The sequence below is a fragment of the Pseudomonas sp. AK106 genome (assembly GCF_053903055.1).
In genome coordinates, this window is sequence record NZ_CP096426.1 from 172,108 (window position 1) to 192,588 (window position 20,481).

Sequence of the window (20,481 nt, forward strand, 5' to 3'; positions counted from 1 at the left end):
CACCCATGAGCCTTTCACCCCCTCTGCGGGAAGAATACGAAGTCGTGCTGGAGCCTTTCACGCAGGAAGACCTGGCCCGCGATATTCCCCTCGCGCAACGCATCTGGCAGGTGAGCTGGGTGCGCAAGGCCGTCATCCTCGTCGCCCTCGCGATCATCTGGGAAATCGCCGCGCGCATTCAAGGCAACGACTTGCTGCTGCCGAGCTTTCTGCAAACCGCTTCGGCGTTTATTGACGGCATTGCCAGCGGCGAATTGCTGACCAAGGTCTGGATTTCCCTGACGGTCCTGGTCAAGGGCTACCTGATTGGCATCGTCCTGGCGTTCGGCCTGACTACCCTGGCGGTGTCGACTCAACTGGGCCGCGACCTGTTGGGCACGCTGACGGCGATGTTCAACCCGTTGCCGGCCATCGCGCTGCTGCCGTTGTCGCTGCTGTGGTTCGGCCTGGGTGAAAACAGCCTGATCTTCGTGCTGGTGCACTCCGTGCTCTGGGCACTGGCGTTGAATACCTACGCGGGATTTCTCGGGGTCTCTGAAACCCAGCGCATGGCCGGGCGCAATTACGGGCTCAAGGGGCTGCGGTTCGTCTGGTACATCCTGATCCCCGCGGCGCTGCCGTCGATTCTCGCAGGCCTGAAGATCGGCTGGGCGTTTGCCTGGCGAACCCTCATCGCCGCTGAACTGGTGTTCGGTGCGTCTTCAGGCAAGGGCGGTCTGGGCTGGTACATCTTCCAGAATCGCAACGAGCTGTACACCGACAAGGTATTCGCGGGTCTGGCGGCGGTAATCATCATCGGTCTGCTGGTGGAAAACCTGCTGTTCAGCAACGTCGAGCGTCTGACCGTGAAGCGGTGGGGCATGCAGCGCTGATCTGCTTTATCAACGAACGCTCCGCCTTGTGGCCGCTTGATAGGCAATGAGGCTGTCACCCCCTTTCGCCTTCATCGTGAGAAATATATGGATTTTTCGAAGACAGCTGCACCCTCCAAGCGCCCGACACTGACCGCGCTCGCCGCCGCATTGGGGCTGGCTGGCGCATTGTTGAGCAGCGGCGCCCACGCTGAAGGCAAGATCAGCATCGCCCAGCAGTTCGGTATCGGTTATCTGATTCTGGACGTCGTTCAGCAGCAGAAGCTGATCGAGAAGCACGGCAAGGAACAGGGCCTGGACATCAAGGTCGACTGGAACAGCATCTCCGGCGCCACCGCGATGAATGAAGCCCTGCTGGCTGGCGCGCTGGACGTGGTGTCGGCGGGCGTGCCGCCGATGCTGACCATCTGGGACCGGACCAAGGGCAAGCAGAACGTCAAGGCGATCGCCTCGCTGGGCTCGATGCCCAATTACCTGCTCAGCAACAACCCGAACGTGAAAACCCTCAACGACTTCACCGACAAGGACCGCATCGCGGTGCCGGCGGCCGGCGTGGGCTTCCAGTCGCGTACCTTGCAGATCGAAACCGCCAAGCTGTTCGGGAACGACAATTTCAAGAAATTCGACAACATCTCGGTCAGCCTGCCGCACCCGGATGCGACCTCGGCGCTGATCGCCGGCGGTTCGGAGATCAGCGCGCACTTTTCCAGCCCGCCCTTTCAGTATCAGGAGCTGGAAAACCCCAAGGTGCATAAGGTGCTGAGTTCGTACGACGTGCTGGGCGGCCAGGCGACGTTCAACGTGCTCTACACCACCCAGAAATTCCACGACCAAAACCCGAAGACCTACAAAGCGTTCTACGACGCGCTGGCCGAGGCCGAGAAAATCATCAAGGCGGACAAGCCTGCGGCGGCGAAGACCTACATCGACGTCGAGAAATCGAAACTGCCGTTGCCGCTGGTGGAGAAGATCGTCTCCGACCCTGAAATCGACTTCACCGTCGTGCCCCAGCGCACGTTCATCTACGCCGAAAAACTGCACGAGCTGGGTGTGCTGAAAAACAAGGCCGACAGCTGGAAGGATTACTTCTTCGAAGAAGCCCACGGTGGCGCGGGGAGTTGATCCTTGATGTCTGATCGGGCTGTTTAGGCACGTCAGATAGGGAGGCGGTGTGCCGGTCACACCGCCTTCGCGACCGTCGTAACCTCCGATTGCTCCTACAGGGGATTTGCGTGCGAGCCAGATGTTTGGGACGCAGCGAACTTGTGAGATATCCCGTCGTCCAGACGAGGCGCTGTTTCGCGTCAAACACAACCCCTGTGGGAGTGGGCTTGCTCGCGAAGGCGGTGGGTTAAACGGGGACTGATTTATTTACAGCGCTTCTCCGTAAATTAATCTGTCCCCGAGTGCGGTAATCCAAAAGCCGGCATCTGCTCTTGCCGGGGCGCCTTGGGCTTGGGGGGATGTGACGCGAAGCGTTGGCAAGACTCAGTAACTCAAAATGCCTGCGGCAGACTGCTAGCGCGGGGACAGATTAATTTACGGTGGAGTTGTAAATAAATCAGTCCCCTTTAAGCAGTGTCCGCAGGCAGAGCTGCGGCGTTGTCATGTTCATGAGAGCGAGCTTGCTCGCGAAGGCGGTGTGTCTGCCAACATCGATGTCATAGACCCGCCCCCATCGCGAACAGGCGCGCTCTAGCGTAAATTGGCGTGCGACCTAGAGCCCGGCAGAGTTCCTTACCCCAAGGAACCCTGATCTACGCTCACAGTCGCATGACCACATCGCAACGGCGTTCGGCGGCGCGGTGTCGTAATGGCTTGGCACAAGGAGCTTGCATGCCCGCCCAACTCCCTCTTTTTCGTGGTCGTCTGACCGTTATTTCCATCGGTCTGTGCCTGGCCGTTCTCGCCGGCTGTGGCAAGGAAAAGCCTCAGGAGCCCGTGCTCGCACGCGTGCAGGCGCAGGAGGTCAAGACGGTCGATTTTGCTGCGGACGTGGCACTGACCGGGGACGTGCAGGCGCGGGTGCAGACGCAGCTTTCGTTCCGGGTCGGCGGCAAGATCATTCAGCGTTCGGTCGATGTCGGCGATCGGGTGTCGGCCAAGCAAGTGCTGGCCAAACTCGACCCTAAAGACCTGCAAACCAACGTCGACTCCGCCATCGCTGCCGTTGCCGCCGAGCAGGCGCGCGTGAAACAGACCTCCGCCGCCTTCGTGCGTCAGGAAAAACTGCTACCCAAGGGCTACACCAGTCGCAGTGAATACGATTCGGCCCAGGCGCAATTGCGCGGCAGCCAGAGCGCGCTCAAAGCCGCCCAGGCGCAACTGGCCAACGCCCGCGAGCAACTGAGTTACACCGCCTTGATCGCCGACGCGCCGGGGATCATCACCGCGCGGCAGGCCGAAGTCGGCCAGGTCGTGCAACCGACGGCACCGATCTTCAGTCTGGCCCGTGACGGTGAGCGCGATGCCGTGTTCAACGTTTACGAATCGCTGTTCGTTAACCCGCCCACCGACCAGCCGGTTGAAGTCACGTTGCTGGACAACCCTAAGGTCAAGGCCGTCGGTAAAGTCCGTGAAGTCACGCCAGCCGTGTCAGCCCAGACGGGCACGCTGCAAGTGAAGATCGCACTCAGCTCCCTGCCGCCGGGCATGGACTTGGGTTCGGTGGTCAGTGCCGCGCTGAGCGTGCCGGCCAGGACCAGCGTCGAACTGCCGTGGTCGGCCCTCACCAAGGGCCTGGGCGATCAGCTCGGCCAGCCTGCCGTTTGGGTGGTCGATGGTGACAACAAGGTAAGCCTGCGCGGCGTCACGGTCGGGCGCTACCTGACGGGCAAAGTGATCGTTGTCGACGGTCTGAAGAACGGCGAAAAAGTGGTCGTTGCCGGCAACCAGTTATTGCACCCCGACATGCAGGTCGAACTCGCCGACGTGTACCCCGATCCCTCCAAACAACCGACAGGAGACAAGCCATGAAGCGCCTGCCGGGAATCATATTGACCGGGCTGCTGTTGAGCGCCTGCAGCAAGGAAGAGCCGCCGCCGGAGCCTGTTCGGCCGGTGCTGTTCATCGAAGTGAAGCCCCAGGCGCAAGAAAGCCTCGGTCGCTTCGCCGGCAACATTGCCGCGCGCTATGAAAGTACCTTGGGTTTTCGCGTCTCGGGCCGCATCGCCCAGCGCAGTGTCGATGTCGGCGCACAGGTCAAGAAGGGCGACATGCTCGCGGTGCTCGACCCGACGGACCAACAGAACCAGGTGCGCTCGACCCAGGGCGATCTGGCCCGGGTCGAAGCCCAGTTAATCAACGCCCAAGCCAACGCCCGTCGGCAGCACGAGCTGTTTGATCGCGGCGTCGGCGCCCAGGCTGCGCTGGATGTCGCCGTCACCGACCTGAAAACCACCCAGTCTTCCTACGACCAGGCCAAGGCCGCGACGCAACAGGCCAAGGATCAGCTGAGCTACAGCGAGCTGCGCGCCGATCACGATGCCGTCGTCACCGAATGGAAAGTCGAGGCCGGCCAGGTGGTCAGCGCAGGTGAGCAGGTGGTGACACTGGCGCGCCCGGACATCAAGGAGGCGGTCATCGACCTGCCGGCGCAATTGAGTGATCAACTGCCCAGCGACGTCGTGTTTACAGTCGCCAGCCAGTTGGAGCCAGAGATCAACACCACCGCGACGGTGCGAGAACTCGAACCCCAGGCCGAAAGCACCACGCGCACCCGTCGCGCACGTTTGACTCTGGCAGAAACGCCGTCGGCCTTCCGCTTGGGCACAGCGATCAGCGTGACCCTGAGCTCGGCGATCAAACCGCGCATCGAGCTGCCCGCCACCTCCGTGCAGGAAGTGGATGGCAAAACGCAGATCTGGGTCATCGACACGCAGAATCAAACGGTTTCCCCACGCGTCGTCACGGTCGTCAGCCGCAGTGATGATTCCGTGGTACTGGCCGGTGGCGTCAACGATGGCGATCGCATTGTGACCGCCGGCGTCAACAGCCTCAAGCCGGGGCAGAAAATCAAAGTCGATAAGGAAAGCCCACGATGAAAGGGACGTTCAACCTCTCCGATTGGGCGATCAAGCATCAGTCTTTTGTCTGGTACCTGATGTTCGTCGGCCTGCTGATGGGCGTGTTTTCCTACATGAACCTGGGACGCGAAGAAGACCCTTCGTTCACCATCAAGACCATGGTCATACAAACCCGCTGGCCGGGCGCGACCGTGGATGAAACCCTTGAGCAGGTGACCGACCGCATCGAGAAAAAGCTCGAAGAACTCGACTCCCTCGACTACGTGAAGAGCTACACCCGGCCGGGCGAGTCCACTGTTATGGTTTACCTGCGCGACACCACCAGCGCGGAGGCCATTCCTGACATCTGGTACCAGGTGCGCAAGAAGATCGACGATATTCGCGGGCAATTTCCCCAGGGGATTCAAGGCCCGGCGTTCAACGATGAATTCGGCGACGTCTACGGTTCGATTTACGCCTTTACCTCCGACGGCCTGACCCTGCGCCAGCTGCGCGACTACGTGGAGCAAGTGCGCGTCCAGATCCGCGACGTGCCGGGTCTGGGCAAAGTCGAGATGATCGGCGAGCAGGACGAAGTGCTCTACCTGAACTTCTCCACCCGCAAGCTGGCCGCCCTGGGGCTGGATCAACGTCAGGTCGTGCAAAGCCTGCAATCGCAAAACACCGTGACGCCTGCCGGGGTCATCGAGGCGGGTCCTGAGCGCATATCAGTGCGCACCTCCGGCCAGTTCGCGTCGGAAAAAGACCTGGAAAACGTCAACCTGCGCCTCAACGATCGCTTCTATCGCTTGAGCGACATCGCCGAAATTACCCGCGGCTACGTGGATCCGCCCAAGCCGCTGTTCCGCTTCGACGGCAAGACCGCCATCGGCCTGGCCATCGCCATGAAGAAGGGCGGCAACGTTCAGGAGTTCGGCAAGCAGTTGCACGAACGCATGAGCGCCGCGACCGCCGACCTGCCGATTGGCGTGGGCGTGCACGTGGTGTCCGATCAGGCGCAAGTGGTAGAGAAAGCCGTCGGTGGTTTCACCAGCGCGCTGTTCGAGGCGGTGGTGATCGTACTGATCGTGAGCTTCATCAGCCTCGGCATGCGTGCGGGGCTTGTGGTTGCCTGCTCGATCCCGCTGGTGCTGGCGATGGTCTTCGTGTTCATGGAATACAGCGGCATCACCATGCAGCGTATTTCGTTGGGCGCGCTAATCATTGCCCTCGGCCTGTTGGTCGATGACGCGATGATTACCGTGGAGATGATGGTGTCACGCCTTGAAAAAGGTGAGACCAAAGCCCAGGCCGCGACCTACGCCTACACCTCGACGGCCTTCCCGATGCTCACCGGTACGCTGGTGACGGTCGCGGGCTTCGTGCCGATCGGCCTGAACGCCAGCTCGGCAGGTGAATACACCTTTACGCTGTTCGCAGTGATTGCCGTCGCCATGCTGGTGTCGTGGGTCGTTGCCGTGCTGTTCGCGCCGGTGATCGGCGTGCACATCCTCAGCGAAAACGTGAAAAAGCACGATGAGAACGCCAAGCCCGGTCGCATCGCACGGGCGTTCAACGGCTCGATGTTCTGGGCCATGCGCCATCGCTGGCTGACCATCATCATCACGATTTTGCTGTTCGCCACCTCGCTGTTCTGCATGCGCTTCGTGCAAAACCAGTTCTTCCCGTCATCGGACCGGCCGGAGATTCTGGTCGACCTCAACCTGCCGCAGAACGCGTCGATCAACGAGACCCGCCGCGCAGTGGACAAGCTTGAGGCGACCCTCAAGGACGATCCGGACATCGTCAGCTGGAGCACTTACATTGGCGAAGGCGCGGTGCGTTTCTACCTGCCACTGGATCAGCAGCTGGAGAACCCGTACTACGCGCAGTTGGTGATCGTCAGCAAAGGGCTGGAAGAGCGCGGCGCGTTGACCGAGCGCTTGCAAAAACGCTTGCGTGATGACTTCGTCGGCATCGGCACTTATGTGCAGGCGCTGGAAATGGGGCCGCCGGTGGGTCGTCCGATTCAGTACCGGGTCAGCGGCGAGAACATTGATGAAGTGCGCCAGCACGCCATCGAACTCGCCACGCTGTTGGACAAAAACCAGCACATCGGCGAGATGATCTACGACTGGAACGAGCCCGGCAAAGTCCTGCGCATCGACATCAACCAGGACAAGGCGCGGCAGCTGGGCTTGTCGTCCGAGGACGTTGCGCAGTTGATGAACAGCGTCGTAACCGGCTCGGCGGTGACCCAGGTGCGCGATGACATCTACCTGATCAACGTCGTTGGTCGTGCGGTGGATGCCGAGCGCGGGTCACCGGAAACCCTGCAAAACCTGCAGATCGTCACGCCCCAAGGCACGTCGATTCCGCTGCTGGCCTTCGCCAATGTGCGCTACGAACTGGAACAGCCGCTGGTGTGGCGTCGCGATCGCAAACCGACGATCACGCTCAAGGCCGCCGTGAGCGACGACATGCAGCCGACTGACCTGGTCAAGGAACTCAAGCCCGAGATCGACAAATTCGCCGCCGGGTTGCCGGTGGGCTACAAGGTCGCCACGGGCGGCACGGTGGAGGAGAGCGGCAAGGCGCAGGGGCCGATCGCCAAGGTCGTGCCGTTGATGATCTTCCTGATGGCCACGTTCCTGATGATTCAGCTGCACAGCGTGCAGAAGATGTTCATCGTCGCCAGCGTTGCGCCGTTGGGATTGATCGGCGTGGTGCTCGCGCTGGTGCCGACCGGGACGCCGATGGGGTTTGTGGCGATCCTCGGGATTCTGGCGCTGATCGGCATCATCATCCGTAACTCGGTCATTCTGGTGACGCAGATTCATGAGTATGAAGTGGCCGGCTATCTGCCTTGGGACGCAGTGGCGGAGGCGACTGAACACCGTCGTCGTCCGATCCTCCTGACCGCTGCGGCGGCAAGCCTGGGCATGATCCCCATCGCCCGCGAAGTGTTCTGGGGGCCGATGGCTTACGCGATGATCGGCGGGATCATCATCGCGACTCTGTTGACGTTGCTGTTCCTGCCAGCGCTTTACGTGGCCTGGTACAAGATCAAGGAGCCGAGTGACGAAGAGCGTCAGAACGCTGAGCGGGAGAAGCAGGAAAAGAGCGCAGACAATGAGCGCGATCAAGGTGGCGCGGACGAAAGGCCGACGCCTGCTCGATAAACGAACGGCGAGCCGGGATCTGTGCCGGCTCGCCCCGTTGGTGGCGAATCTTGTGACGCGTGAAATGCCTGAATCCCTTCAAGCCTTGCGCCAGACACTCGCCAGCCAGGGTTGCTGATCCCTGGGTAATCCAGCAGGTCGATAGTAGTGCTCGACCTCGGTGAATCCGGCTTCGGTCAGCAGTCCGGTCCATGACGCCAGGTCATGAAACGCGCCATAGCGCTCGCCTTTCCAGCCTTCCTGATTGTCACCCCGGGGATTGGAGCTGAACAATACGCCGCCGGGCTTCAACGCGGCGTGCAATTCGCGCAGCACCCGAGGCAACTCCTGACGAGGGACGTGGAACAGCGACGCGTTGGCGAAGATGCCGTCGAAGCGTTCATTCGGGAGGTTCAGCTCAAGGAAGTTCTGATGAAGCACGTCGCAGCCGCTGTCGACACGGGCCATGTCGGCGAAACGTTCGGAGCCGTCCAGGCCGGTGGCGATGTGGCCCATGGCGGTGAAGGTTTGCAGGTCACGGCCTGGCCCGCAGCCAAAATCGAGAATCTGAAACGGCGCAGGGCCAGTGATATTGCGCAGCAGCGCGTCGATGTTCTGGCTCACATCATGGTCGCGGGTCCCTTCGCGAAAGCCCTCGGCGACCTCGTTGTAATTGCCGAGGGTAGTGGCGGTGATCTGGGCGAGGTCTTCTGAGTCGAGTTTCATGGGGCGGGTGTCTGGGCAAATAAGGCCGCCAATATACCCCGCTCGCGAATTGCAATCTCCTGGCGGGACTGCATGCCGTAAGTAGGACCGGCTTCAGCCGGGAAGAGGCCGGTGGCAGCGCCATCCATTTTGCAGTGTGACGCCCGACGCATTCCCGGCTAAAGCCGGTCCTACTGAATGAACCCGTGCCAATAGTAGGACCGGCCAAATCCAGTCCCACTGCATCCCAATAGTAGGACCGGCTTCAGCCGGGAAGAGGCCGGTGGCAGCGCCATCCATTTTGCAGTGTCGCACCTGGCGCTTTCCCGGCTAAAGCCAGTCCTACTGAATGAACCCATGCCAATAGTGGGATCGGCGAAAGCCGGTCCCACTGAATGAACGCATGCTGTTAGTGGGACCGGCTTCAGCCGGGAAGAGGCCTGTATCAGCGCCATCAATTTTGCAGTGTCGCACCCGACGCTTTCCCGGCTAAAGCCAGTCCTACTGAATGAACTCATGCCAATAGTGGGATCGGCGAAAGCCAGTCCCACTGAATGAACGCATGCTGTTAGTGGGACCGGCTTCAGCCGGGAAAAGGCCCATGGCAGCGCCATCCATTTTGCAGTGTGACGCCCGACGCATTCCCGGCTAAAGCCGGTTCTACTGAATGAACCCGTGCCAATAGTAGGACCGGCCAAATCCAGTCCCACTGAATGAACGCATGCTGTTAGTGGGACCGGCTTCAGCCGGGAAGAGGCCCGTGGTAGCGCCATCCATTTTGCGGTGTGACGCCTGGCGCATTCCCGGCTAAAGCCGGTTCTACTGAATGAACCCGTGCCAATAGTAGGACCGGCCAAATCCAGTCCCACTGAATGAACGCATGCTGTTAGTGGGACCGGCTTCAGCCGGGAAGAGGCCCGTGGTAGCGCCATCCATTTTGCGGTGTGAAGCCTGGCGCTTTCCCGGCTAACGCCGGTCCCACTGAATAAACGCATGCCAATAGTAGGACCGGCCAAATCCAGTCCTACTGAATGAACGCATGATGTTAGTGGGACCGGCTTCAGCCGGGAAGAGGCCAGTGGCAGCGCCATCCATTTGCAGTGTGACGCCTGGCGCTTTCCCGGCTATAGCCCGTCCTGCAGGGAAAGCACCCTTCGATCAGCGCTTGTTCAGCCGCAACGCCAATCGATCCCCACCCAACTGGATCACCGCCACCAATATCACCAGCAACACGATGACGGTGAGCATCACTTGCGTATCAAACCGCTGATAACCGTAGCGATAAGCGATGTCGCCCAACCCTCCGGCGCCAATCGCGCCCGCCATGGCCGATGAATTGATCATCGTCACGAGGGTGATGGTGAATCCCCCAACGATGCCCGGCAGCGCTTCGGGCAGCAGCACGTGCCGGACGATGTGCCAGCGGCGGCAACCCATCGCTTGTGCCGCTTCGACCAAACCGTGGTCCACCTCGCGCAAGCTGACTTCCGCAATGCGCGCGAAGAACGGCGTCGACGCAATGGTCAGCGGCACCACCGCCGCCCACACGCCGTAGGTCGTGCCGACGATCAGCCGCGTGAACGGGATCAGCGCGACCATCAGAATCAGGAACGGCACCGAGCGGAAAATATTCACGAACGCGCCCAGCACCCGATTGACGTTGGGCGCTTCAAAGATGCCGCCCTTGCCGCTGGTCACCAGAATCACCGCCAGTGGAATGCCCAGCATCAACGCGATCAACGACGACACGCCGACCATCAGGAAGGTATCGATGACGCCCTGCCAGAGACGATCAAGCCACATAACCCAGTACCCCCGCCTGCTGCGCGTGTTTGCGGGCGCGATTGAGCAGTTCTTCCGCCGACAGTGGCGAATGACTTACCGCCAGCAGCAGGTGGCCCAGCGCACGCCCTTGAATGCGTTCGACGCCGCCATGCAGCAGGCTCACCCGCCCGCCAAAGGCGCTGAATAACGCCGACAGATCAGCCTCCTTGCCGTCGATGCCGGTGAACTGCAGATCCAGCACAACGCTGGCGTGATGCTCGGAAGGGTGCGGCTGCAAGCGCGCTTGAACATCCTCCGGCAGCGCCTGTTGCAGCGGCGCCAGCAGCGTCTTGCTGACCTCATGCTGCGGGTTGCCGAACACCTGCCAGACCGGGCCTTGCTCGACGACCTGACCTTTTTCCAGCACCACCACCCGGTCACAGATCTCCCGGATCACCGCCATCTCGTGGGTGATCAAAATGATCGTCAGCCCCAGGCGCCGGTTGATCTCACGCAGCAGGCCGAGAATTGATTGCGTGGTCTCCGGGTCGAGTGCCGAAGTCGCCTCGTCGCACAGCAGAATCGCCGGATCATGCACCAATGCCCGGGCAATGCCGACGCGCTGCTTCTGCCCACCCGACAGCTGTGCCGGGTAGGCCTTGTGCTTGCCTTCCAGCCCGACCAACGCCAGCAGCTCGGCGACTTTGCGCTGACGCTGCGCCTTGGGCACGCCCGCGACCTTGAGCGGCAATTCGACGTTCTGCCACACAGTCTTGGCCGACATCAGATTGAAATGCTGAAAGATCATGCCGATGCGTCGGCGCAGCGCCACCAGCGTGTCTTCGTTGAAGTCGCCGATGTCCACCTGATCGATCAGCACGCGGCCGCTGCTGGGTTTCTCCAGACGATTGATGGTGCGGATCAGCGACGACTTGCCTGCGCCGCTGCGGCCGATGATGCCGAACACCTCACCGCGCTGGATATCCAGGTCGATGCCCTGAAGCGCCGGCACCGGCCCTTGCGGACCTTCATAGACCTTGCCCAGATTAATGAAACGCACATGGGCATGTTGCTTCTGCGGATGGAGTTCGGCTTGCTCGGCGGCATGGGGAGCCTCAGCACCTTCAAGCGTCAAAGCGCGTTGCGCGGATGCGGTCATGGTCAGTTCTTCCAGCCAACTTGATACAGCGAGCCATTGACCTTATCCAGCGAGGCGCGCACGACGGGCGAGTGCTGATAGATATCGATGAACCTGGCCAGACGCGGATCATCCTTGTGGTCCGGTTTGATGACGAACTGAATCACGTATTCCGGGTGGTCGAGGCCGTCGAACAGGATCGCCGAGCCAGCATCGAAGGTCTTCGACAAACGGATGTAGGCCGGGTAGCCCTGCACCAGATCGGCATCGTCATAAGCGCGCACCAGTTGCACGGCTTCGACCTGGATCAGCTTGATCTTCTTCGGATTGGCGGTGATGTCGTCTTCGGTGGCCTTGTAACCCACGCCCGGTTTCAACGTAATCAGGCCGGCCTTGGCCAGCAGTTGCAGACCGCGTCCGCTATTGATCGGGTCGTTGGCGATCGCCACAGTCGCACCGGTTGGCAGCTCATCGAAGCTTTTGTACTGCTTCGAATACAGCCCGACGTTGTTGATGATGCCCGGCGCGTAGGGCACCAGATCGAAGCCGGACGCGGCCTTGGCGTTTTCCAGAAATGGAATGTGCTGGAAGTAGTTCACGTCGATGTCACCGGCGTTGAGGCTGACGTTGGGCGCGATCCAGTCGGTGAATTCCACCAGCTCGACCTTCAGGCCTTGTTTCTCGGCTTCGGCGACGGCGGTTTCCAGCGGGATGGCGAACGCCGCCGTGGTGCCGACTTTGAGCGGTTGATCAGCGGCGTGGGTGATCCCGGTAAACAGGCCCAGGGACAGCGCGAGGGTGAGGAGGGTTTTGGTCATGGGTGGTAATCCGGGTCAGTGGTCTGGTTTGAATGCTTAGATGTCTGTGAAGCCGTCTTCGTCCGGACGCGGCCCAGACCAAGCGCGCTCCTACACGTTGCGGCGCGTTCTGTAGCTCGCCCCTGCGTGGCGATCCGGCAGTCGCGCGTCGCCTTCAAATAACTTCTCGCGCAAGGTGCCGTGTTCATACGCGGTCTTGTACGAACCCCGTCGTTGCAGCTCGGGGATCACCAGATCGATGAAATCCTCGTAGCTCTCCGGGGTGATGATGCGGGTGAGGTTGAAGCCGTCCAGACCGGTTTCGGCGATCCACGATTCCAGCTCGTCGGCGACCTGCTCGGGCGAGCCAATCAGCGTGAGGTAACGGCCGCCCAGGGCGTGCTGATCGAGCAACTTCTGGCGGGTCCAGTCGTTGTTCTTGAGGATCTTCGTCGCTGACTGAATGGCATTGCCTTTCACGTGCTGGATCGGCTCGTCGAGCGCGTAGTCGGCGAAGTCGATGCCGGTGGACGCGGCAAAATGGGCGAGCCCGGCCTCCGCGCTGGCGTAAGACCGGTACTCCGCATGCTTGGCCCGCGCCGCTTCTTCGGTGGCGCCGACGATCACGTTGAGGCCCATGAACACCTTGATGTCATCGGGATTGCGCCCGGCGGCCACGGCACTGGCTCGGACCTTGTCGACCTGTTCGCGGGTCGCGGGTTTGTTCTGCCCGCTGATAAACACGCACTCGGCGTTGCTGCCGGCAAACTGCAAACCGCGCTCGGAACTGCCCGCCTGAAACAACACCGGCGTGCGCTGCGGCGACGGCTCGCACAAGTGATAACCCTCCACCTGATAGAACTCGCCGCTGTGCCGCACGGGGTGGACCTTTTCCGGCTGGGCATAAATGCGCGCCTGACGGTCCTCGATCACAGCGTCGTCCTCCCAACTGCCTTCCCACAGCTTGTACAAAACCTCCAGGTACTCATCGGCCTGGTCGTAGCGGCGGTCGTGTTCGATCTGCTCGGTCAGGCCCATCGCGCGTGCGGCGCTGTCCAGATACCCGGTGACGATGTTCCAGCCCACGCGTCCGCGGGTCAGGTGATCCAGCGTCGACATGCGCCGGGCGAACAGATACGGCGCCTCGTAGGTGAGGTTGGCGGTCAGGCCGAAGCCGAGGTTTTTCGTGACCGCGGCCATGGCCGATACCAGCAGCAACGGATCATTCACCGGCAACTGGATCGACTCCTTCAGCGTCATGTCCACCGACTTCTGATAGACGTCGTAGACCCCGACGATGTCCGCGATGAACAAACCGTCGAACAGCCCGCGCTCCAGCAACTGCGCCAGATCTGTCCAGTATTCCAGGGTCTTGTACTGGGTGGACGTGTCCCGCGGGTGTGTCCAGAAGCCGTGATTGATGTGGCCAATGCAGTTCATGTTGAACGCGTTGAGCAGGATCTTTTTCTTGCTCATCAGATCGTCCCCCGGCGTGGCGGCTTGACGTCATTGAGGTAGTAATTGCCGATGGCGTGATACTTCCAGCGCACCGGGTCGTGCAGCGTGTGAACCCGCGCGTTGCGCCAGTGCCGGTCAAGGCCGTGCTCCGCCAGCGTGGCCTGGGAACCGGCGAGTTCGAACAACGTGCTGCCGGCATCCAGTGAGATCTCAGTGCTGATCGCCCGCGCTTCCGCCACCGCAATCGATGCCTGGGCCAGCGTTTCGGGCGTGGTCTCGGCCTGTGCGCGATCAAGGTATTCCCCTGAACGTTCAAGCAGGGCTTCGGCGGCGTGCAGACGAATGCCGAGCCTGCCGAAGCTGTGCAGCGTCAGCGGATCATCGACGGCTTTTTCTATGCCGGAGTCGATCCATGGCCGGGTGCGGGTGCGCACGAAATGCAGCGCGTCTTCAAAGGCCGCGCGAGCGATGCCGGTGTCGATGGCGGCATGGAGAATCTGCGCCAGCGGGCCCACGGTGGTCGGGCGCTCAAACGCCGTCTGAAAAGGCACCACGTCATCGGCTTCGACGTACACGTTATCGAACACCACCGAGCCGCTGCCCGTGGTGCGCTGCCCGAACCCGCTCCAGTCGTCGATCACGCTCAGCCCCGCGGCATTCGCCGGCACGAATGCCAGCTGCTGCACGCCGTGGTCATCGACCACCGAGGTCGGTATGCGTTGGGCGTAAAGAGCGCCGGTGGCGTAGAACTTACGGCCGTTGATGCGCCAGCCGTTGCCGTCGCGGCTCAGGCGGGTGGTGCGGTCGTGGGCGGTTTTGGTGCCCAGTTCGGCCAGCGCGTTGCCGAAGCGCTGACCGGCAAGGACCTCTGCATACAGCCGCGCCTGCTGCGCCGGGCTGCCATTCAGCCGCAGCACTTCCAGCGCGTAGAAGTGGTTCTGTGGAATTTGCCCCAGGGAGGCGTCGGCGGCAGAGATGATCCGAATGACGTCGGCCAGGGTGACATTGGAGACGCCTGCGCCGCCGAAGGCCTTCGGCACGCTGATGCCCCACAGTCCGGAGCGGGAAAACGCTTCCAGTTCCTGATGGGGCAGACGCCGTTCGCGATCACGCGTGGCGCTCTGTTGTTTGAAATCTTCCGCCAGCGTGCGGGCGATGCGCAGTGCCTCGGCGTCGTCACGAATGATCGCGGTCACGGCGGTCGCCTGCGTGTCACGCGGCAAGGTTTGAAGGCTCATAAGTGTGCTTCCAGTGGTCTGGTTATATCCAGGAATGACGGGCAGGCAGGGTGCCGTTCAGGTGCCAGGCGCCGACGGCGTGCACCTTCCAGCGCACCGGGTCATGGAGGGTATGAACCCGCGCGTTGCGCCAGTGCCGATCCAGATTGAATTCAGCCAACGTCGCGCGACTGCCCGACAGCTCGAACAATTTTTCACTGGCGAGCAGGGCGATCTGAGTGGTCAGCACCTTGGGTTCGGCGACCACGATGGACGCCCGCGCCGCTGAGTGTTCGTCGATGGGGGCGGCGGCAATGTCATCGAGCACGCGACCGGCCTTGCGCAACAGCGCTTCGGCGGCGTGCAGTTCGAGCTTTAACTTGCCGATGTCGGCGATCACATAGGGATCGTCACTGGCGCGCGCCACATTGGCGTCGATCCATGGTCGTGAACGCTCGCGCACAAAACGGATGCTTTCGTCGATGGCTTCCCGGGCGATACCCGCATCGATGGCCGCCTGAATCAGCTGCGAAACCGCGCCCTGAATGTTCGGCGACAGGCCGAGCTTCCAGTTATCCACAACCAGCTCGCCACTCACGCGCACGTTTTCCAGCAGCACGCTGCCGCTGGCGGTGGTGCGCTGACCGAAGCCGGACCAATCATCGATGATGTGCAGCCCCGGCGTTCCGCGTGGCACGAACACCAGCACCTGTTTGCCGTCGTCATTGATGGCCTTGACCGCCACCCAGTGGGCGAACAGCGCGCCCGTCGAGTAGAACTTGCGGCCGTTGAGCAAATAATGATCACCGTCCGCAGTCAGTCGGGTTCGCAGGTCGAGGGTGTTTTTAGTTCCTCGCTCGGGGCCGCCGTTGCCGATGCGTGCGCCGCCCAGGATGCTGGCGAACAGCGTTTCCTTCTGAGCCTCTGTGGCGCTGCCCGTCAGCGAGTAGAGGATGCCGAAGTGGTTCTGTGGAATCTGGCCCACGGCAGGGTCAGCTGCCGAGAGGATGGCGAAAACCTCGGCCACTGTGACGAATGACACTTGGGGCCCGCCGTACGCGCGCGGCACCGAGATGCTGCCCAGACCGCTGCGGGTAAACAGTTCGATTTCCGACCAAGGCAGTTGCCGCTCGCGGTCTCGCGTAGCGGCATTGGGGCGCACGATCGCGGCCAGTTCATGGGCCGCGGCAATGGCGTCGGCGTCGTTACGCAATACGTTGGCAGGAAGCAGGGGAGGAGCCACGTCCAGGGTGTGCTGGACAGAAAGGGCGTTCAGATCAGTCATGGTGGTGACCTTCTCGAGCGCGAGCACTGGGGTCGTTGTGCTTGACCATTCGAACCTCGAATCAATACCGCGATGGCGGCGGGAAAATTGACGATGGTCCGGTGGTCCGGTGCATATACCCTAAGCGTGTATAAACATTAAATAAACTCACATTTAGGCATAAGCATAGAAGGCGAAATGGCGGCGGCCGTCCCCAACGCCGTGGCTTGGGTGTAGGTCAGGCATGAGCCGAAAGCCAGCGCCAGAATCATGTACTTGACGATATGTCTGCAGGGCATGGCGAACACCTCGTGAAGGGTTTCACCGCAGGCTAGCAGTCAGTCTTCGATGGACGAGGGAGGAATTTGTAGGACGCTGATGCAGATCATGTGGGAGCTTTCTTCTCCTCTGCGGATCTGTGGAGTTGTTCACATTGCACGACGCCATGTGGCGGGCATGTGGCGGGCAGCACACGTGTCGCAGCGCGCAGAAGGTGCGCCGCGACAGCGTTCTGGGCAGGGTCGATATCAAACTTCGGCCCCATCGGTCACGTCGGTAGATACCTTGATCAGCCGTGCCGGCGCCCAGCGCGAGTTGTTGCCGACCCGGTCAATCACGCAGTAGCTCACCTCCAGATGGGGATCATCGCCGGTCTCGCGCACCAGCTCTGCCGGTATTTCAACAACGATGGGCCGGCCGACGTCGTCCTGGGTGAGGGGTGGCAAGTCCAGACGCAGGTCGCCCCAGCGCAGGGTGATCTCGTCGTAGGCATCCATGTTGGGATAGGCGTCGAGGGTGAGCTGTACGCCCTCATCGAAATGGCGCGCCGTCAAACCGTCGTGCATGACCGACTCGGCGAAGGTCACCGGTGCCAGCCCCTGATTCTCATCGCCCTCGCCGCTGACCAATTGACCGCCGGGAGTCTCCAGTTTGACCCACAGTTTGGCGCCAGGAGACTTAATGGGTTCGCTGCCAATTTTGGTAACGCGATAGTAGGTTTTAACTTTTCCGCTTCGAAGAAAACTTTCGGGTACATGTAGGACGGATGTATGCCCGATGTCGGACTCCGATAAAAGTTTTGACGCGGCATAACAACCTCCCCAAAACAATTCGATCAAGTCACCACAGTCCATTTCTGGCCAGGGGTCAATGTGTACCTGCAGATCGGCCGCCGCAAGGGCGCCAATCCCGTGCTTGTTCGACTGTGGGAGATACGGGGCCATCAACTTGAAAGACTGAGTCATTACAGGGGTATGGATCATCTTTTAATACTCTTCGAATGTGCGCCTGGGTCAAGGCAAGTCAGGTAGTTAATTCATCGCAACTGCAACGTGGAAACGACTGGCACTAGTACACGCCGGGATGCGCAGGCATGGCAAACATTACAAACGGTGGCAATTGGTGAGTTGCCGTTTGGGAAAGAAAATAAACACGGAGCGATTTCAGCTAATTGTGTTGCGGTGTTTGTGTCAACGGCATTTAAGTTTTTAAAGTCTGTGAGAGACAAATGCAGAAGTTTCCTACACTCGGGCGTTGCTTATGGGAGGGAGTTACGACTCCGGTCCTACCTGAGCGGCCGGGCGTGCCGCCTTTGACAGCCAGCGAGTGGATGAAAAGTGTCAGCGGCAGTTATTTGTGGGCGGAGAAATGGTCAATCAACGTTGCGGGGAAGCGGAGAGAGTGAGGGCTGTACATATAGAAAAAATAGATAGATGTGCGGCGGTTAGCCGGCGTCGAAACAGTAAGACTTTTAGTGGATCAACGCTTTTCTAAATATGAACGACAAAGAAAACGGCGCCTGTTGGCGCCGTTTTGAACACATATCGTGTCGGACTAGTTCCTGCTGCGCTCAAGAAACTGCCTTGTGCGTTCTTCTTTGGGATTGGCAAACAGCGCTTTCGCCTCACCCTGTTCAACGATGACGCCCTTGTCGATGAAAATCACCCGGTTGGCGACGTCCCGCGCGAAGCTCATTTCGTGGGTCACGATCACCATCGTGCGTTTCTCCAGCGCCAGGGCGTGAATCGTATTCAGCACCTCGCCCACCAGCTCGGGATCGAGCGCAGACGTCGGTTCATCGAACAGAATGACTTCAGGCTCCATGGCCAGCGCACGGGCAATCGCCACCCGCTGTTGTTGGCCGCCAGACAGCCGACGCGGATAAGCGTCCTCTTTCCCCGCGAGGCCGACTTTCGCCAGCAGCGCGCGGCCCAGCTCGATGGCCTGCTCGCGCGGCATCTTCTTGACCACGGTCGGGCCTTCGATGACGTTTTCCAGCGCCGTGCGGTGCGGGAACAGGTTGAAGTTCTGGAAGACGAACCCGACATGCTGGCGCAGTTGCCGGATCAGTCCCTGTTGCTGGCTCAGCGGACGGCTCAAATCGACTTTGATGTCGCCCACGACAATGCTGCCGCTCGTGGGCACTTCCAGCAGGTTCAGGCAGCGCAACAAAGTGGTTTTGCCCGACCCGCTTGGGCCGATGATCGCCACCACCTCGCCAGGCTCGACCTTCAGGTCGATGCCCTTGAGCACTTCGTTGCCCTTGAATTGCTTGGTCAGTTTTTCAACCGTGATCATGCCTCAGGACTCCACGTCGTGGCGGTTGGCCCGTGCTTCCAGGCGATTTTGGAAATGCGCCAGGATGCTGCACAGCACCCAGTAGATCACCGCAACGGTGAGATACATGGTGAAAATTTCCAGCGTCCGCGAAGAGATCAGCTGCGCCTGGCGGAACACTTCCGGCACCTGAATGGTGGCGGCCATCGCCGTGTCCTTGACCAGCGAAATAAAGCTGTTGCCCAGTGGCGGCAACGCGGTGCGTGCAGCTTGCGGCAAGATGGCGCGGCGCATCGTCTGGGCGCGCGTCATGCCGATGCTCGCAGCGGCTTCCCATTGCCCTCGGTCCACCGAACTGATCGCGGCCCGAAGGATTTCGCAGGCATATGCGGCCATGTTCAGCGAAAGACCGATCAGCGCTGCGGTGATCGCATCCAGTTCAATCCCCAGGTCCGGCAAGCCGTAATAGATCATGAACAGCTGGACGAGAAGCGGCGTCCCACGGAAAAACGACACGTAAACCCTGGCAACGGCACTGATGACCCAGATCTTCGACAAACGCATCAGTGCCAGGCCGAAGCCCAGCACCAATCCGAAAAACATCGACCCCAGGCTCAAGCCCACCGTGTAATACGCGCCCTTGAGCAAAAAGGGCGCGGAGTCCAGCGCGAGCTGAAGGCTCTCTGGAATCATTTGGTCACGTCAGCCTTGAAGTACTTGTCCGACAGCTTGGCGAGGGTGCCGTCGGCGCGCAGCTTGTCGATGGCCTTGTTGATCGCGTCCAGCAATTCAGGCTCGCCCTTGCGCAGTGCGACACCGGACTCCTGACGGGAGAACGCTTCGCCGGAGACCGCCAGTTTGTCCTTGGTCTTGGCGACCAGTTCCAGTGCAGCGAGGCGATCGACGAGGATGGCGTCGATACGGCCGACACGCAGGTCCTGGTATTTGGTCGGATCATCGTCGTAGGTTTTGACGATGGCATCAGGCACGTTGGCTTTGAGCCATTCTTCGTAGTTGGTGCCCAGACCGACGCCGACTTTCTTGCCTTTCAGGTCAGCAGCCGTCTTGATCACGCCGACGTCTTTGGTCTGCACCAACGCTTGAATGCCCGACACGGTGTACGGTTCGGAGAAGTCGTACTTTTTCTTGCGCTCGTCGGAGATGGTCACCTGGTTGATCACCACATCCAGACGCTTGGATTCCAGCGCGGCCAGAATGCCAGCCCACGGCGTGGCTTGCAGCTTGACCTTGACGCCCAGTTCCTTGGCGAGTGCTTCAGAGAACTCGACTTCAAAACCGGTCAGTTTGCCGTCTTCACCCACGAAGCTGAACGGGGGATAAGTGCCTTCCAGGCCGACATTGAGGGTTCCATTCTTTTTGATCGTTGCCAGTTGTTCGCCAGCCATAGCCTGGCTGACCAGACCGGTGCCCAGCACCAGGCTGAAGGCCGACAACAGAAAGGTGCGGCGGATTGCAGACATGTTCATGAAAGTCCCCTGTTTTAATTGGAATGTCAGGCAAGTATCAGACCCGACGAAGCTACGT

16 protein-coding genes are annotated in these 20,481 nt (G+C 60.7%); 5 read left to right on the forward strand and 11 right to left on the reverse strand.

Going from position 1 to position 20,481, the window contains the following annotated elements; all coding sequences use genetic code 11:
- Positions 1 to 5: 5 nt before the first annotated feature.
- From M1E04_RS00795 to M1E04_RS00815, 5 genes are all read left to right on the forward strand, one after another.
- A complete protein-coding gene (locus M1E04_RS00795; protein ID WP_122536747.1) occupies positions 6 to 872 on the forward strand; it encodes an ABC transporter permease in 867 nt (288 codons plus the stop codon).
- 87 nt (positions 873 to 959) lie between these two features.
- Positions 960 to 1,994, forward strand: coding sequence for an ABC transporter substrate-binding protein (locus tag M1E04_RS00800; RefSeq protein WP_456292229.1), 1,035 nt, complete (start codon positions 960 to 962; stop codon positions 1,992 to 1,994).
- A gap of 714 nt (positions 1,995 to 2,708) precedes the next feature.
- Positions 2,709 to 3,848, forward strand: coding sequence for an efflux RND transporter periplasmic adaptor subunit (locus M1E04_RS00805; protein WP_456292230.1), 1,140 nt, complete (start codon positions 2,709 to 2,711; stop codon positions 3,846 to 3,848).
- Positions 3,845 to 4,915, forward strand: coding sequence for an efflux RND transporter periplasmic adaptor subunit (locus M1E04_RS00810; protein WP_065991001.1), 1,071 nt, complete (start codon positions 3,845 to 3,847; stop codon positions 4,913 to 4,915). Before M1E04_RS00805 ends, M1E04_RS00810 begins: the two co-directional genes overlap by 4 nt.
- Positions 4,912 to 8,058 carry an efflux RND transporter permease subunit gene (locus M1E04_RS00815; RefSeq protein ID WP_369320013.1) on the forward strand — a complete coding sequence of 1,049 codons (3,147 nt, stop codon included), beginning with the start codon at positions 4,912 to 4,914 and terminating at the stop codon, positions 8,056 to 8,058. The genes M1E04_RS00810 and M1E04_RS00815 overlap by 4 nt, the downstream gene beginning before the upstream one ends.
- 78 nt (positions 8,059 to 8,136) lie before the next feature.
- Here M1E04_RS00815 and M1E04_RS00820 read toward each other — a convergent pair whose 3' ends face one another.
- The 11 genes from M1E04_RS00820 to tcyJ form a co-directional block, all read right to left on the reverse strand.
- Positions 8,137 to 8,763, reverse strand: coding sequence for a class I SAM-dependent methyltransferase (locus M1E04_RS00820; RefSeq protein WP_456292231.1), 627 nt, complete (start codon positions 8,761 to 8,763; stop codon positions 8,137 to 8,139).
- 1,137 nt (positions 8,764 to 9,900) lie between these two features.
- On the reverse strand, positions 9,901 to 10,545 hold the full coding sequence (locus tag M1E04_RS00825) for a methionine ABC transporter permease (RefSeq protein WP_456292232.1): 645 nt from the start codon (positions 10,543 to 10,545) through the stop codon (positions 9,901 to 9,903).
- Positions 10,535 to 11,665 (reverse strand): methionine ABC transporter ATP-binding protein, encoded by a 1,131-nt coding sequence (locus tag M1E04_RS00830; protein ID WP_456292233.1) that lies wholly within the window; start codon positions 11,663 to 11,665, stop codon positions 10,535 to 10,537. The genes M1E04_RS00825 and M1E04_RS00830 overlap by 11 nt, the downstream gene beginning before the upstream one ends.
- A gap of 2 nt (positions 11,666 to 11,667) precedes the next feature.
- On the reverse strand, positions 11,668 to 12,462 hold the full coding sequence (locus M1E04_RS00835; RefSeq protein WP_456292234.1) for a MetQ/NlpA family ABC transporter substrate-binding protein: 795 nt from the start codon (positions 12,460 to 12,462) through the stop codon (positions 11,668 to 11,670).
- 90 nt (positions 12,463 to 12,552) lie between these two features.
- Complete coding sequence (locus tag M1E04_RS00840) at positions 12,553 to 13,917, reverse strand: LLM class flavin-dependent oxidoreductase (protein WP_456292235.1); 1,365 nt, start codon at positions 13,915 to 13,917, stop codon at positions 12,553 to 12,555.
- A complete protein-coding gene (locus M1E04_RS00845) occupies positions 13,917 to 15,122 on the reverse strand; it encodes an SfnB family sulfur acquisition oxidoreductase (protein ID WP_369320061.1) in 1,206 nt (401 codons plus the stop codon). Before M1E04_RS00845 ends, M1E04_RS00840 begins: the two co-directional genes overlap by 1 nt.
- A 37-nt stretch (positions 15,123 to 15,159) precedes the next feature.
- Positions 15,160 to 16,401, reverse strand: a complete 1,242-nt coding sequence (locus M1E04_RS00850; protein ID WP_456292236.1) for an SfnB family sulfur acquisition oxidoreductase — start codon at positions 16,399 to 16,401, stop codon at positions 15,160 to 15,162.
- Positions 16,402 to 16,907: 506 nt separating this feature from the next.
- Positions 16,908 to 17,642, reverse strand: coding sequence for a hypothetical protein (locus tag M1E04_RS00855; RefSeq protein WP_410935316.1), 735 nt, complete (start codon positions 17,640 to 17,642; stop codon positions 16,908 to 16,910).
- A 571-nt stretch (positions 17,643 to 18,213) separates the two neighbouring features.
- On the reverse strand, positions 18,214 to 18,957 hold the full coding sequence (gene tcyN, locus M1E04_RS00860; RefSeq protein WP_065991020.1) for an L-cystine ABC transporter ATP-binding protein TcyN: 744 nt from the start codon (positions 18,955 to 18,957) through the stop codon (positions 18,214 to 18,216).
- Between the two features lie 3 nt (positions 18,958 to 18,960).
- Positions 18,961 to 19,629, reverse strand: coding sequence for a cystine ABC transporter permease (tcyL, locus tag M1E04_RS00865; protein ID WP_192135579.1), 669 nt, complete (start codon positions 19,627 to 19,629; stop codon positions 18,961 to 18,963).
- Positions 19,626 to 20,423 carry a cystine ABC transporter substrate-binding protein gene (gene tcyJ, locus M1E04_RS00870; protein ID WP_065991028.1) on the reverse strand — a complete coding sequence of 266 codons (798 nt, stop codon included), beginning with the start codon at positions 20,421 to 20,423 and terminating at the stop codon, positions 19,626 to 19,628. Before tcyJ ends, tcyL begins: the two co-directional genes overlap by 4 nt.
- Between the last annotated feature and the right edge of the window lie 58 nt (positions 20,424 to 20,481).